14 protein-coding genes are annotated in these 14,095 nt (G+C 71.5%); 7 read left to right on the top strand and 7 right to left on the bottom strand.

What is annotated here, in order from left to right:
- The first annotated feature begins 357 nt into the window (after positions 1-357).
- Positions 358-894: a hypothetical protein gene (locus tag ACFYTE_RS17600; RefSeq protein WP_388710488.1), complete on the top strand. Its 537-nt coding sequence runs from the start codon at positions 358-360 to the stop codon at positions 892-894.
- Positions 895-1,086: 192 nt separating this feature from the next.
- Entirely contained in the window at positions 1,087-1,878 is a 792-nt protein-coding gene (locus ACFYTE_RS17595; RefSeq protein ID WP_388710486.1) for a CPBP family intramembrane glutamic endopeptidase, read from the top strand.
- A gap of 54 nt (positions 1,879-1,932) precedes the next feature.
- Here the strand turns inward: ACFYTE_RS17595 and ACFYTE_RS17590 are convergent, their stop codons facing one another.
- Together ACFYTE_RS17590 and ACFYTE_RS17585 are read right to left on the bottom strand one after the other, a co-directional pair.
- Positions 1,933-2,988, bottom strand: a complete 1,056-nt coding sequence (locus ACFYTE_RS17590) for a tartrate dehydrogenase (protein WP_388710484.1) — start codon at positions 2,986-2,988, stop codon at positions 1,933-1,935.
- 69 nt (positions 2,989-3,057) lie between these two features.
- A complete protein-coding gene (locus ACFYTE_RS17585) occupies positions 3,058-3,951 on the bottom strand; it encodes a LysR family transcriptional regulator (RefSeq protein WP_388710482.1) in 894 nt (297 codons plus the stop codon).
- Between the two features lie 99 nt (positions 3,952-4,050).
- Here ACFYTE_RS17585 and ACFYTE_RS17580 point away from each other — a divergent pair, with 99 nt between their 5' ends.
- Complete coding sequence (locus ACFYTE_RS17580) at positions 4,051-4,947, top strand: alpha/beta fold hydrolase (RefSeq protein ID WP_388710480.1); 897 nt, start codon at positions 4,051-4,053, stop codon at positions 4,945-4,947.
- Positions 4,948-5,011: 64 nt separating this feature from the next.
- On the opposite strand, the gene ACFYTE_RS17575 is transcribed toward ACFYTE_RS17580, so the two are convergent.
- The 3 genes from ACFYTE_RS17575 to ACFYTE_RS17565 form a co-directional block, all read right to left on the bottom strand.
- Positions 5,012-5,242, bottom strand: a complete 231-nt coding sequence (locus tag ACFYTE_RS17575) for a hypothetical protein (protein WP_388710478.1) — start codon at positions 5,240-5,242, stop codon at positions 5,012-5,014.
- 49 nt (positions 5,243-5,291) lie between these two features.
- Positions 5,292-6,686 (bottom strand): APC family permease, encoded by a 1,395-nt coding sequence (locus ACFYTE_RS17570; protein ID WP_388710476.1) that lies wholly within the window; start codon positions 6,684-6,686, stop codon positions 5,292-5,294.
- A 90-nt stretch (positions 6,687-6,776) separates the two neighbouring features.
- Positions 6,777-8,405, bottom strand: coding sequence for an amidohydrolase (locus ACFYTE_RS17565; protein ID WP_388710474.1), 1,629 nt, complete (start codon positions 8,403-8,405; stop codon positions 6,777-6,779).
- Positions 8,406-8,492: 87 nt separating this feature from the next.
- Here ACFYTE_RS17565 and ACFYTE_RS17560 point away from each other — a divergent pair, with 87 nt between their 5' ends.
- Positions 8,493-9,194: a TetR/AcrR family transcriptional regulator gene (locus ACFYTE_RS17560; RefSeq protein WP_388710472.1), complete on the top strand. Its 702-nt coding sequence runs from the start codon at positions 8,493-8,495 to the stop codon at positions 9,192-9,194.
- Positions 9,195-9,310: 116 nt separating this feature from the next.
- On the opposite strand, the gene ACFYTE_RS17555 is transcribed toward ACFYTE_RS17560, so the two are convergent.
- Complete coding sequence (locus ACFYTE_RS17555) at positions 9,311-10,345, bottom strand: DUF6745 domain-containing protein (RefSeq protein WP_388710470.1); 1,035 nt, start codon at positions 10,343-10,345, stop codon at positions 9,311-9,313.
- Between the two features lie 26 nt (positions 10,346-10,371).
- On the bottom strand, positions 10,372-10,698 hold the full coding sequence (locus ACFYTE_RS17550; RefSeq protein WP_388710468.1) for a hypothetical protein: 327 nt from the start codon (positions 10,696-10,698) through the stop codon (positions 10,372-10,374).
- A 199-nt stretch (positions 10,699-10,897) separates the two neighbouring features.
- On the opposite strand from ACFYTE_RS17550, the gene ACFYTE_RS17545 reads away from it, so the two are divergent.
- The 3 genes from ACFYTE_RS17545 to ACFYTE_RS17535 are packed head-to-tail and all read left to right on the top strand — an operon-like array spanning position 10,898 to position 14,094.
- On the top strand, positions 10,898-11,854 hold the full coding sequence (locus ACFYTE_RS17545) for an STM4015 family protein (RefSeq protein ID WP_388710466.1): 957 nt from the start codon (positions 10,898-10,900) through the stop codon (positions 11,852-11,854).
- 7 nt (positions 11,855-11,861) lie between these two features.
- The gene (locus tag ACFYTE_RS17540; protein ID WP_388710464.1) at positions 11,862-12,821 is read left to right on the top strand and encodes an STM4015 family protein; all 960 of its coding nucleotides are present in this window, start codon (positions 11,862-11,864) and stop codon (positions 12,819-12,821) included.
- On the top strand, positions 12,802-14,094 hold the full coding sequence (locus tag ACFYTE_RS17535; RefSeq protein ID WP_388710463.1) for an STM4014 family protein: 1,293 nt from the start codon (positions 12,802-12,804) through the stop codon (positions 14,092-14,094). The genes ACFYTE_RS17540 and ACFYTE_RS17535 overlap by 20 nt, the downstream gene beginning before the upstream one ends.
- Position 14,095 lies beyond the last annotated feature (1 nt).

Genomic DNA, 14,095 nt, shown 5'->3' with positions numbered 1-14,095 from the left:
AGCTGACACTATCTCACGTTGCTGTGATGACATCGTGAACATCGCAACGCTGTGGACGCCGTCACGACGGCACGGACCAGTTCTTTCAAGGAGCCTCCGGCACGGCGGGCCGTCCGGCTGAAGGACCCTGCGGGCAGGACCATCAAATTGTTTACAACCGTGTGTCTCATGCCGTTGCATCAGACGCACACAGTGGCAATCATCACGGCATGGCCGACCTGTCCTGTTTCTTCGTGCTCCCGACTTCAGGGCGTGGGAAAAACGCTGCGTATGATGTGAAGGGACATCCGTCTCCGTGTCCGGCGACACCGCAGATGAGTCCGGCGCGGCAGCATGGGGTGAGGATGAGAGGAACACATGGTCTCCGGAACCCACGCGGCGCATGACATCGAGGTCACCGCTGAGAGCCTTCAGGCCGAACTGGAGCGCCTGCGGATCCAGAAGCAGTCACTGGAAAGGGAGCTGGCCGCGGTCGTGGCGCACCTCGGCTCGGTGCAGCGGGCCCTCAGCACGCTTGAGACCCTGATGCTGCCCCCGTACGGCGAGGCGGCCCCGGCGGGTCCGGCCGCCAAAACCGCTGCCGCGGAACGCGACGAGGCTGCGACGCCGGTCGCCCGGCGGTCCCGTCCCGCCTCCCCCGAACCGGCCGACGCGCCCACGCCGGCCGGTGCCGGCATCGACGGGCAGAAGAAGTACGGCAAGCTCACCGAGCAGATCATGGAGTACTTCGCCGCGGTCGGCGATGTCGACGTCCGGGCCCGCGATGTCGCGGCGGCCCTGGGGCGCGACGTTGACAGCGGGAGCATCAACGGGGTCCGCAGCACGCTCGACCGTCTCGTCGGTGCGTCGCGTATCCGGCGCACCGGCCGGGGTCTGTACCGCGCCAAGCGCTGAGCGCTCTGCCCGTGTGCCGCGCTGTGCCGTCGGTTGTCTGCGGCACCGTCGTGGCTGATCGCGCAGTTCCCCGCGCCCCTTCGGGGCGCCGTCGAACCGCAGGGGACGTCCGGGCCGGGTACGGGAGCGGCCCGGCTGATCCGACGCGACACTGCCTCGGCGTGCACATGCCGCTACAGTGTTGGCCTCGTGATGGAGCGCTGGAAGGGCCACGTAGTACGTCACCCGCTCTGGGGTGCCCTGGAGTTGACCGTTGCCTGGCATGCCGTGCTGTTGCTGACGGCCGAGGTCGTGCTGCCGCCGCTGGCCCCCGCCTGGTTTCCCGACCTCGGGCCGATGGTGGTCAACATGGTCTGCTGTGCGGGCGTGGTCTTCGTCGCGTGGCGGTGGGGATGGCTGCGTGCGTCCGGAACGGCCACGTGGGGCCGGGTGCGCAGATGGTGGCTGGCGGCGCCTCTGCTGGCCATCGCCTGTTCTTACGCCGTTGCCGGGATCAGCGGCGGCACGACCGTTCTTGCGAGCGGGCTCTTGTCCCTGCTGTGGGTCGGTGTCAACGAGGAGATCTACAGTCGCGGTCTGGTACAGCAGACGTTGACTCCGCTCGGCCCGGTCCGCGCGGCCCTCTGGGTCGGGCTGCTCTTCGGCTGCGGCCACCTCCAGAACTACCTCTTTTTCGATGCCCCGTTGGACAGCACCCTCTGGCAGATGCTGTCCGCCGGGCTGTTCGGCTTCACCTGCGCTGCGCTGCGTTACGCGATCGGTTCCGTCTGGCCGATGGTCGTCGTCCATGGGCTGGACGACTTCTTCCAGATACGCTCTCCCGGGGCGGCCCCGGACTGGTGGCAGGTGAGCGTCTACCTCCTCCACGCCCTGTACGGCGTGTGGCTGTTGCGCCGGTACGGAACCGGCGACGCGGCAGGGGCCAGGCGTTCCGCGGCAGCCTCCGGGTCCGCCGGGGACCAGGCCCCGACAGACCCACGGTAAGGCGCGAAAGCGGCGCCGTGGACTGTTCACCGCGCGGGTCTGCCGCCGTGTGCGTCAGAGCAGTTCGAGCAGCTTCTCGGTGAACTCCGCGGTGCCGGCAGAGCCACCGAGGTCCGGGGTGCGCACGGGGGTCTCGGCGAGCACCGCGGCGATCGCGTCCGTGATGTCGGTGGCCGCGGCAGGGTGGCCCAGGTGGTCGAGCATCATGGCGGCGGACCAGATGGCGCCGAGCGGGTTGGCGATGCCGCGTCCCGCGATATCCGGTGCGGAGCCGTGCACCGGCTCGAACATGGAGGGGAATGCACGCTCGGGGTTGAGATTGGCGGCGGGGGCGATGCCGATGCTGCCCGCGACCGCGGCGGCAAGGTCGCTGAGGATGTCGCCGAACAAGTTCGATCCGACGACGACGTCGTAGCGTGCGGGCTGGAGGACGAACTTCGCGGCCAGTGCGTCGATGTGCTCCTGCTCCCACGCGACGTGCGGGTGGTGCCGGGCGCGCTCGTTCACCAGCTCGTCCCAGAAGGGCATGGTGTGCACGATGCCGTTGGACTTGGTGGCCGAGGTCAGCCGGCCGCCCCGCCGGGCGGCCAGGTCGAAGGCGTAGTCGAGCACCCGGCCGACCCCGGCGCGGGTGAACACGGCCTCCTGGACGGCCATCTCCTCGGGGAAGCCGCGGTTCAGACGGCCGCCGATCTCGCTGTACTCGCCTTCCACGTTCTCCCGGACGACCACGAAGTCCACCTCGCCGGGCTCGGCGGTGCGCAGGGGACTCGCCACGCCCTCGAAGACGCGGATCGGCCGCAGGTTGACGTACTGGCGAAAGCCGCGGCGGATGGGGATCAGCAGGCCCCACAGGGAGACGTGGTCCGGCACGCCGGGGTATCCGACGGCGCCCAGGAGGATCGCGTCGTGGCCGCGCAGCTGATCCAGGCCGTCGTCGGGCATCATCGCGCCCTCGCGCAGATAGCGCTCGCAGGACCAGTCGAACTCGTCGTAGGAGAAGGCGATGCCGTGCCGGGCGGCGACGGCGTCCAGGACGCGTCGGGCGGCGGGCAGCACCTCGGTGCCGATCCCGTCACCGGGGATGAGGGCGATGCGGTGGGTCGTCATGTGTGGATTGCAGCAACCAGCGCATCGATGCGTCCAAGACGGGCCATCCATGTGTCTTATAGGAGGCGCCTATCCAGCTTGGCGACCGGCGCCCTGTATCGCATCGGCCAGGAAGGCCCGGGCGGCCGGGGTCAGCGCTGTCTTCCTGCTGAGCAGCGCGATGTGCAGTGTGGTCGCCGGCTCGATGTCCAGCACGAGCGCCCCGGCCCGTTCGGCGAACTCCCGCCAGGAATCGGTCACCACGGCCAGTCCGACGCCGCCGAGCACGAGCGGCACGAGGGCGATGCGGTGCTCGCTCTGTACGGCGAGGGTCCACTCGACTCCCGCCGCCCGAAGGTCATCGACGTACTGACGCATCCCCGTCCCCTGCTGGCCGACGATCAGACGCTGCCCGGCAAGCTGCTCACGCCGTACCGGCGACCCGGGCGGGAAGGGCCCGTCGGGCGGGGTGAGCAGAACGAACCTCTGCTCCATGACCGGATAGGGCCGCACATCGGTCGCCGGAAGCGGCACGGGGCTCGCCACCAGCCCCAGTTCGGCTTTCCCGGTGCGCACCGTCTCGGTGACATCTCTTGGGGTGAACGCCGCCTGAATGGCCACGGAGACCTGCGGGTGTCGCTCCGCGAAGCGCCTGATCATGCCGGTGAGCGGTTCGATGGACTGGGAGGGCATCGCCGCGATGTCGACCCGTCCGCTGCGCAGGCCGTGCACGGATTCCACCGTTGCCCGCGCCATCTCCAGACTGCGGACGGCCGCGCGGGCCGGTTCGATCAGTGCGGTTCCGGCCTCGGTCAGCACGGCCTTGCGGCCGATACGGTGGAACAGCTCACTGCCCAGGTCGCGTTCCAGCGCCTGGATCGCCTGCGACAGTGAGGGCTGGGCCAGATAGAGCGCCGAGGCCGCACGGTTGAAGCCGCCATGGTCGACCACGGCAAGAAAGTACTCAAGCTGCCTGACATCCATCGCCGCGCCTCCACACCAGGGGTCTCATAGGGTGACCCTATAAGGATGGTCGTCAAACGGTCTTGGACCGGCGCTGCCGCGGGCTGCTGTGATCAGGGCATGACCGACCTGCTGCCCGCTGAGTTCGCCACTCGTCCCGTGGACGCCGAGGGTGTGCGCATCCATACCCGAGTCGGCGGAGACGGCCCTCCGGTGCTGCTGCTGCACGGCTACCCGCAGACGCATCTGATCTGGCACCATGTGGCTCCGCTGCTGGCCGCCCGGCACACCGTGGTCCTGACCGACCTGCGCGGCTACGGCGACAGCGACAAGCCGCGCTCCGGCCCCGACCACGGTGCCTACGCCAAGCGCCGGATGGCACATGATCAGCTTCTGGTGATGCGGGAACTGGGCTTCGAGCGCTTCGCGGTCGTCGGCCACGATCGGGGCGGCCGGGTCGGGCACCGCCTCGCCCTGGACCACCCGCACGCCGTGACGGCGCTGGCCGTCCTCGACATCGTGCCCACCCGTCACGCCTTCCAGCACGCCGACGCCGGCTTCGGGCTCGGCTACTACCACTGGTACTTCCTCGCCGCCGGCAACGGCATCCCGGAACACCTCATCGGCGCCGACCCCGGCTTCTGGGTCCGCACCCGCATGGGCGCCCGCCACCACGGCGGCACCCCCTTCGACCCTCGTGCGCAGGACGAGTACGTGCGCTGTTTCTCCGACCCGGCGGCCATCCACGCCTCCTGCGAGGACTACCGCGCCGCCGCGAGCATCGACCTCGTGCACGATGACGCGGACGCCGCCGCGGGCCGACGCGTAGCCTGTCCCGTGCTGGCCCTGTGGGGCGAACACAGCTTCGTGGGCCGCACCTACGACGTCCTCGATGTCTGGCGCGCCTACGCCACGGACGTACAGGGCCAGGCGCTGCCCTGCGATCACTACGTGCCCGAAGAAGCCCCCGGCCGGACCGCGCGGCTGCTGGACGCCTTTCTGCAGGGCCGGCCATGACCTTCCGCGGGGCCGGCCATGACCGGCTCGGGCACAACCGGCTGACGGGGCTTTCGGCGCCTGCTCAGCGGTGCCGGTGACGGCGGTGGTAGACGTCGCTCGACGTGGGCGCGGCGTTGTCGACCGAGCGGGCGTTGAACGAGACCCGGTCCATCTCCGCCTGGAGTCGTGCCTCGCGCTCGATCAGCAGACCGTCGGCGGTCTCCGTGCGACCGCTGTTCCTGCGCAGCAGGACGACGACCAGCAGCACGACGAGTGCGCCGAGCACCCCGAACAACACGAGCACCGAGGTCATCTGGTGCTCCCCCCTCTTCTCAGAACGCCGATGTACTCATCCGTGTTCATCATGCCGGTGAACGGGTGTCGGACCCGTCACGGGGAGCCACCACGGCCTCCGCCGAATTCTCGCTGAAGCTCATCACCGGAGGCTTCCGGCTGAACACACGGGTCAGGAACAGCAGATACAGGAACCCGGCCAGCATCCAGCAGAGCCCCACCTCGAAGGTGATGCCCTCCAGGCTGGTCCACAGCCAGAGGGTCAGGGCGAAACCGACGACCGGCAGCAGTCCGTAGGACAGCAGATCGCGACCGCTCCGGCGGCCCTTGTCGACCAGGTAGTGCTTGACCACGCTCAGATTGACCACCGAGAAGGCGATCAGCGCGCCGAAGTTGACCATCACCACGGCGTTGTCGAGGCTGATGAACAGCGCGACCAGCGAGACGGCGGACACCAGAGCGGTCGCGCTCACCGGGGTACGAAAGCGCGGGTGGAGACGGCCGAACACCCGCCTGGGGAGCACGCCGTCGCGGCCCATCGAGTAGAGGATCCGGGACACACTGGCCTGCGTGGCGACCCCGGAGCCGAAGGCACCCGCGACATAGACGGCGACGAAGAAGGAGGTGAAGGCGGAGCCGCCGAGCGTCCGCATGATGTCCAGGCCCGCGCTGTCGGGATCGCTGAAGGTGGCGCCCGGGTGCACCAGCGCGCCCATCCAGGACACCACGATGAACAGCACGCCGCCGAGGACGGTGGTCAGCACGATGGCGCGCGGGATGGTGCGCCGCGGGTCCTTGGCCTCCTCCGACATGGTGGAGACCGCGTCGAAACCGAGGAAGCTCAGCGCGAGGATCGCGGCCCCGGAGAACGCCGCCGAGGTCCCCGAACCGCCCGGCAGGAACGAGGCGAACGGCGCGGAGGCACCGTGGTCGAGCGTGCGGTGGACGGACAGGGCGACGAAGACCACCACGAGCACCCCCGCGAGGCCCACCACCAGGGTGCTGAGCCGGCTGATGAAGTTCACGCCGAGCACATTGACGAGCAGCGAGAGCAGCAGCGCGGCGAGCACGAACACCTGCGCGGGCACCGACGGGAACTCGCTGTGCAGATAGATGCCGATCAGCAGGAAGTTGATCATCGGCAGGAAGAGGTAGTCCAGCATCAGGGTCCAGCCGACCATGAAGCCGACATGCCCGCCGAACGACTGCTGGGTGTAGGTGTACGCCGACCCGGCGGCCGGGAACGCCCGCACCATCCGTCCGTAGCTGATGGCCGTGAAGAGCATCACCACCAAGGCGATCACATAGGCGGCCGGCAGATGTCCGTCGGTCACGCCGGCGACCGCCCCGTAGGTGGTGAACACGGCCACCGGAGCCAGATAGGTGAGACCGAAGAGGGTGAGTCCGGGCAGTCCGAGGACCCGCTTGAGCCCGGATTCCGGGGGGATGTCTGTCGCCGTCATGAACCGTTCCTTCCGCAGAGAGAATGACGGGTGGCCGGGCGATCCGGCAATGGGCGGTGGCGGGGCGTGCGGTGGTGCCCCGCCCTACGCTCACCCGTGCGCGTGGTGGGTGCGCTCGCCGGCCAGCCAGGTGCCGCGCACGGTGATGCGGGGCACGTCGTGCGGGTCGCAGTCGCGGGGGTCCCGGTCGAGCCAGACGAGGTCGGCGACCCGTCCCGGGGCCAGGACTCCGCGGTCGTCGGCCATCGCCTGGTGGGCGACGCCGGCCGTGTAACAGGACATCGCGGTCTCGATGCCGATCCGTTCCTGCGGCAGCCAGCCGCCCTCGGGACGGCGCTGTGGCGTCTGCCGGGTCACCGCGACCGGGAGGCCGGCCAGCGGCCGGTGGTCGGTGACCGGCCAGTCACTGCCGAAGGAGACCCGGGCGCCGCTGCGCAGCAGCGATCCCAGCGGGTACTGCTGCCGGGACCGTGCCTCACCGAGGCGGGGCACGGTGAGGTCGGTCATCGCCGGGTCGGGTTGCAGCCACAGCGGCTCCATATTGGCGATCACGCCCAGTTCGGCGAAGCGGGGCAGGTCCTCGGGGTCGACCATCTGCACATGGGCGATCACCGGGCGGCGGTCCCGGGGGCCGCCCGCCCCGGTGAGGTGGGCGACGGCGTCCAGGGCGGTACGGATACCGGCGTCGCCGATCGCGTGCAGATGCGGCTGCAGTCCCAGCCGGTCGATCTCCAGCAGTGCCGCGCGCAGCTCGGCGGCGGCCCACAGCGGCATGCCCCGGGTGCAGGGGTCGTCGGCGTACGGTTCGAGCAGCGCCGCGGTGCGGTTCTCGATGATGCCGTCGACGAAGAACTTGACGGTGCGCAGGGTCAGCCGGTCATGGCCCGCCGCCTCGATCCGGTCACGGTCGGCCGCGAAGCCGGCCAGCTGCTCGCGCCAGCGCGACGGGTCGGCGCGCAGGGCGAGGTTCACCCGCGTGGCCAGTACGCCCTGCCCGGCCGCCGCGAGATAGGCGTCGACGGCCTCGTGCTCCACCCAGGCGTCCTGGATCCAGGTGACCCCGGCCGCGGCGTAGGCGCGGGTGGCAAGGGCCAGGGCCCGTACCCGGTCGTCCGGGCTCCACGGGGGTGCCGCGCCGAGGACCGCGTCGACGGCGTCCCACTCGACCATGGTGCCCATCAGGCTGCCGTCGGGACGGCGTGGGAACCGCCCCCGCTCGCTGTCCCGCACGGAGTCGTCGAGTCCGGCCCGGCGCATGGCCTCGGTGTTGCACCACAGCGTGTGGTAGTCCCAGGCGCGCAGGGCGACCGGGCGGTCGGGTACGGCGGCGTCCAGCCAGCGGGCGTCGAAGAGGCCGTCGGGGGCGAGCGTGGCGTCGTAGCTGCCGCCGAGGATCCACTCGGCCTCCGGGTGCTCCGCGGCGTACCGGCCGATCTCCGCGACCAGCTCGTCGACGCTGGTACACGGCCTGATCCGCGGGCCCAGCGCCTCGAACCCGCCCTGGTCGGGGTGGCAGTGGCCGTCGCCGAACGCGGGCATGAGCAGGCCCCCGCCGAGGTCCAGCAGTTCGTCGGCGGCGCCGGCGAGCGCCTCGGCCGCGGCGCCGACGGCCTCGACCCGGCCGTCCCGCACGGCCAGCGCGGTCGGTGGCTGCCCGGCGTCGGAGGGCGTGGGCAGACCGGTCCACACGGTGGCGTGCCGGAAGACGGTGAGGGGCATACGCGCTCCCAAAGCGAAAGCCATTCGTTTTAGTGGACGCAGGTTAGACTCACGCGACGACGCTTGGGAAGAGGGGCGGGACACCGGATGAGCGCCGGGACGCGCAGGACGGGGCGGCCGAGCACACCCGTACTCGACCGCGAGGTGATCGTGCGGGGCGCGCTCGACCTCATCGACGAGGTGGGCGCCAAGGGCTTCTCCGTCGCCCTGCTGGCCCGGCGGCTCCGGGTGCGGCCCTCGTCGCTGTACAACCACGTCAGGGGCAGGGACGACATCCTGGCCGGGGTGCGCGAACTCGTGGCCGACCCGATCGACGCCGGCATCTTTGACACCCTTCCCTGGGACGAGGCCCTGGTCAGCTGGGCCAGGCTCTACCGGGCGGCCTTCGCGGCGCATCCGCAGACCATCTCGTTGCTGGCCACCATCCCGGTGTCGGGTGCGCACCGCACCCTGCGGATGTACGAGTCGGTGGTGGCCGGGCTGGAGCGCGGCGGATGGCCGACCACATCGGTCATCCCCGTCATGGTCGGCGTGGAGTCGTTCGTCCTGGGCTCGGCGCTGGACCTGGTGGCACCGCCCGCGATGTTCGACCCGGGGCCGGACTCACCCGAGGTGCCCCGGTTCACCGCCGCGGTGCACGCCCGCGACGAGGTCTCGGCCGCCGAGCGACGGCCCGCCGCCGACCTGGCCTTCGAGGTCTGCCTCGGGGCACTGGTCGACGGCCTGCGCACCCGACTGGCCACGGAACTCGCCGAGCAGGCCACGCCGACTGACGCCACGTCAGGCTGACAGCACACCGCCGCATGCGGATGGGCCCCACCGCCGAGGGCGCACCCGTGGCCTCACGTACGTGGCGTGAGCGGCCCCGGTCCCGTCCGCCGCGCCCTGCTCCGGGGAGCGGCGGATCATGTCTGCCGCTGCGGCGCGTACTCGGCCTCCTCAAGTCCGAAGGTCCAGGCGACGCCTTCCCTGGCGGTCCGGGTGCGTGGCGGCACCCGCAGCCAGTAGATGCGGTGGGTGCCGTCGGGCTCCGGGGTGGAGTTGACCACCTCGACCATCACCAGCGGTTCGTCACCGTCCAGTTCGATCCGCCAGAGCACTCCTGCCTCGTCCCGTTGCAGGGGTTCGGCGCCGGACTCCTCCAGGTAGCGGTCGTAGCCGTAGTACTCAAGCATCACGCGGCGCAGTTCGGCGTTCTCCTCCGCGCGTATGCGCCGCGGGGTCAGCCCGGCGAGTTCGCCGAGGAACGCGGCCGGGACCGGCATGCCGCGCCAGGCGTGCAGGGTGAATCCGTCGGGGAAGGCGAGCGCCGGCCCGTCCCCGCGGTCGAGCCTGCCCGCCTCGTCACGGTGCAGTTCCACCGGGCGTTCGCAGACGATCACGGTCTTCTCGTAGGGCCACCACCAGCCCGCGGCGCGGGCGACCGCGGCGATCCCGGCAAGCGTCTCGCCGCCGTCCTGGCCGTCGAAGGCGGCCAGCCAGGCCGCGTCGTGCTGGCCGAGGACCGCGTCGAGCAGTGCGAGCCGGACCGCCTGCTCGTCCCCTGCCGCACCGGTCGAGTCCTCGACCACGCCGGTGCGTATGCGCTCGGTCAGCATGACCGTGCCGTCCCACAACGGGGCGCCCGTCAGGGCCCAGTGCTCGGCCCAGCCGGCCGGCCCGAGCCGGCCGAGAACACGCTCCCGGGCGACGGCCCACGGCCGGGTACGCACCGCGTCGCGGACACAGCGGCCGGCCGTCCCTTCCGCCGTGAGCCGTGCGGCCGCCACAGCACCCTCGCGGGGCGATCCCACCCACACGATCCGCTCCGGCTCGGGCAGGCCCGCCAGCCGGTAGGCCAGATGCACACCCTCCTCGGCGGCCCTCCGGTCGGCGGGCCCGGTCGCCGCCGCCACCTCCCGCCATGTCCCCGTCGCGTCCGCCCACGCTTGCATCGCCATCGTCACCGCTCCGCTCCCCCGCCGTCTCAGTCGGCCACGACGCGGACCGCGCCGGGCACGTACTCACGCTGCCGCACCACGCGGTACCAGCCCTTGGGCAGCGGTATCGCCGCGTGCTCCTCGTGCACCACCCGGCCGCCGTCCGGGAGATGGAGGTAGGAGGCCGCGAACGGCCCGGCCTCGCGGACCAGTGTCCCGGGCCCGACCACCGCGTGGGCGTGTCCGGTGACCTCGCCGAGCGCCAGCACGAGCCTGCCCCGCGCGTCCCGCGGCTGCTGCGGCAGCCGGTCGGTGCCCGGTGGCACGGCCGACCTGGCCACGGGCACGATCAGGACGTCCCCCTGCCGGTACATACGCGTCTCCCTCCCCCGTCGGCGCCTCGCCGCTCGATGTCCACGACGCTACGCCGGGGGTCTGACACTGATGCTGATACTCAGGTTCCGGCGGCCGTGGACCGGCCGCCGCACGGCCCGCTGCCGGTGGTGTCAGTGCCGCTTGGTACAACTTCTCGCGATCACTGCTTCACGTCGGGGTCCCAGGAGGCCAGCGCTCATGTCCTATGTCGAGCATCTGAAGGAACTGCACGGTCTGCCGGCCTTCGACTTCCCCGATCCCGGGGAGCGGGGGGAGTTGCCGGAGGCGGGCGCCGTGGCCTGGCGGCTGGCCCTCGATCCCTACGAGGACTCCGCGGACAAGGACTTCGGTGACCTGTGGGACCGCTTCCTCGAAACCGTGGACCCCGCCGGTGTCCGCGCGATCGTCGTGGGCCCGTGGGGCGAGGTGTACGACAACGACTCCGGTGGCGTCGTGCGGTGCCTGGTGGACGCCCGTGACCGACTGACCGCGCTGCGGGCCGTGTTCATCGGCGACCTTGAGATGGAGGAGGCGGAGATCTCCTGGATCGAGCAGTGCGATGTCACGCCGGTCCTCGACGCCTATCCGCTGCTGGAGGAGTTCGGGATCCGCGGCGGCACCGGACTGCGCTTCCCGGCGCTCTCTCACCAGCGTCTGCGGACGCTGCGTTTCCAGGCCGGCGGCCTGCCCGGCGAGGTCGTGCGCGGTGTCGCCGCCGCCGAACTCCCCGCGCTGGAACACCTCGACATGTGGCTCGGCGTGGAGGAGTACAGCGGCGACGCGACGGTGGCGGACCTCGCGCCGATCCTCGCCCAGGGACGCTTCCCGGCACTGCGCCATCTCGGCCTGCGCAACAGCGAGATCCAGGACGAGATCGCCGCGGCCGTCGCCGCTGCCCCGGTCGTCGCACAACTGACGTCGCTCGACCTGTCACTCGGAGTGCTCACCGACCAGGGCGCGGCGGCGCTGCTCGACGGCCAGCCGCTCACCCACCTGAACCGGCTCGACCTCCACCACAACTTCGTCACCGAGCCGGTGGCCGAGCGGGTACGGGCGGCGCTGGAGCCGTCCGGCGTCGAGGTCGATCTGTCCGAGCCCGGCGACACCTGGGAGAACGACGGCGTCGTCCACCGCTTCACCGCCGTCGCGGAATGAGACCGTCATGACCTTCGCCGCTCATTTCGAGACCTTCCACGGGCTGCCCGTCCTCACCTTTGCCGAGCCGAGTGAGCGGGCCCTTCCGGCCGCCGGCGAGGTGGCCTGGCGGCTGGACTGCTCCTGGGAGACGCCGTTCGCCGACCTGTGGCAGAGCTTTGTGGACCGGGTGCCGAGCACGGAAGTACGGGCCCTGGTCATCGGGCCGTGGTGGCACGACGAGTACAGCGACCTGCGTCCGGCGCTGGAGCTGATCCTGGCCGACGCGGAGCGCTTCCCCGCGCTGCGCGCCCTGTTCCTCGCCGATGTCACCGGCGAGGAGTGCGAGGTCTCCTGGCTGCGGCTCACCGATGTGACTCCCGTCCTGGAGCGCTTCCCGCGGCTGGAGGAGCTGGGCGTGCGCGGCGGCAGCTCGCACGGACTCGGCGAGGAGCCCCTGTCGCTGCGCCCGGTGCGGCACGACGCGCTGCGCGTGCTGCGGTTCGAGTCGGGCGGCCTGCCCGGGGAGGTGGTGCGGGCCGTCGGAGCGTGCGAGCTGCCCGCGCTGGAACATCTGGAGCTGTGGCTCGGCGTGTCCCACTACGGCGGCGACGCGACCGTGGCCGACCTCGCGCCGATCCTCGCCCAGGGACGCTTCCCGGCGCTGCGCCATCTCGGTGTGCAGGACAGCGAGTTGCAGGACGAGATCGCGGCGGCACTCGCCTCGGCGCCGGTCGTGGCGCAGCTGGAATCGCTGAGCCTGTCCATGGGCACGCTCACCGACACCGGTGCCGAAGCCCTGCTGCGCGGCCGGCCGCTGACCCGTCTCAGGCGGCTGGACCTGCACCATCACTTCCTGAGCGAGTCCATGGCCGAACGGATCCGTACGGCCTTCGGGTCCGCCGGGGCCGAGGTGGACCTGTCGGACCGTCGGACTCCGCACCGGCGGCGGGACGAGGAGCGGCGTTATGTCGCCGTCTCCGAGTAGCCCGGCGCCCGGTACGGGACTTGGCGCCCCGGCGCCCGGTACGGGTCCGCGCGACCTGGCACCCGGTTCCGGTCCTCGCGGCGCGGCGCCCGGTACCGGACTGCGGTTCGCCGTCGTCGGCAATCCCGAGAACCGGCGCACGACGATGTTCGCCGATGCCGTCGGCTCGGCCGGCCACGCGGCACCTCGCGTGCTCGCGTGGCGTGACGTGCTGCGCGGGCGGTACGCCTTCACGCCGGGCGAGTTCGTACGGATCGACTCCCCCGGTGAGAACGCCGAGGTCGACCGGTTGCTGCGGGGCACCGACGAGCCCGCCCGGGTCGAGGGAACGGCCCTGTGGTACCGCCGATTCACCGCCGCGGTCCGGGAGCTGTCCGGCGCGGCGCACCGCGCGGGAGCGGCGACGTCCGCCGACCCGGAGGATGTCGCGGTCATGTTCGACAAGCGCCGCTGCCATGCCCGGCTCGCCGCGGCCGGCGTCCCCGTACCCCCGGCCCTGACGGGCCCGGTCGGCGGCTGGGACGGGCTCAGGGAGCAGCTGAAGGCCGCCCGGATCTCACGGGCGTTCGTGAAGCCGGCACACGGCTCGTCGGCCTCCGGTGTCGTGGCCCTGTCGATGGCGGGTCCCGGCCGGATCAAAGCGACGACGTCCGTGGAGACCACTGCCGACGGCCGCCTGTACAACTCCCTGCGGATACGCCACTACACCTCGGAGACCGAGGTCGCCGCCCTCGTCGACGCCCTGGCCCCGGACGGGGTCCACGTCGAGCGGTGGCTGCCCAAGGCGGCGCAGGGCGGCCGGGCCGCCGATCTGCGGGTGGTCGTGGTCGCGGGGCGCGCCACGCATGCCGTGGTGCGGACCAGCCGGCACCCCATGACGAACCTGCACCTCGGCGGCGCCCGCGGCGATCTGGAGGCGGCACGCGCGGCGATCCGCGCCGCGGGCGGCCGCTTCACGGACGTGCTGGAGGTGGCCGAGCGGGCGGCCGCGTGTTTCCCGGGCACGTGGTGCGTCGGAGTCGACGTCCTGCCGGCCACCGGGTGGCGCCGCTTCACGGTCGGTGAGGTGAACGCCTTCGGGGATCTGCTGCCCCGGCTGACCGGCCTGCCCGGCAGCGGCGCCGAGGGCCTGGACACCTACGCCGCGCAGGTCGCCGCGGCATCGGCCGCCGTGCGGCGGGCGGAACACTCGGAGTACGCGAAATACGCGAAATACGCGGAATACGAGGAATACGCGGAATACGAGGAGCAGCGCCATGACACCACCGCTTGAC

This window comes from Streptomyces sp. NPDC004629, from assembly GCF_042873595.1.
In the GTDB taxonomy this organism is placed as follows: Bacteria; Actinomycetota; Actinomycetes; order Streptomycetales; family Streptomycetaceae; genus Streptomyces.
The sequence above is the reverse complement of the archived record's forward strand: the minus strand, read 5'-3'. Positions and strand labels throughout refer to the sequence as shown.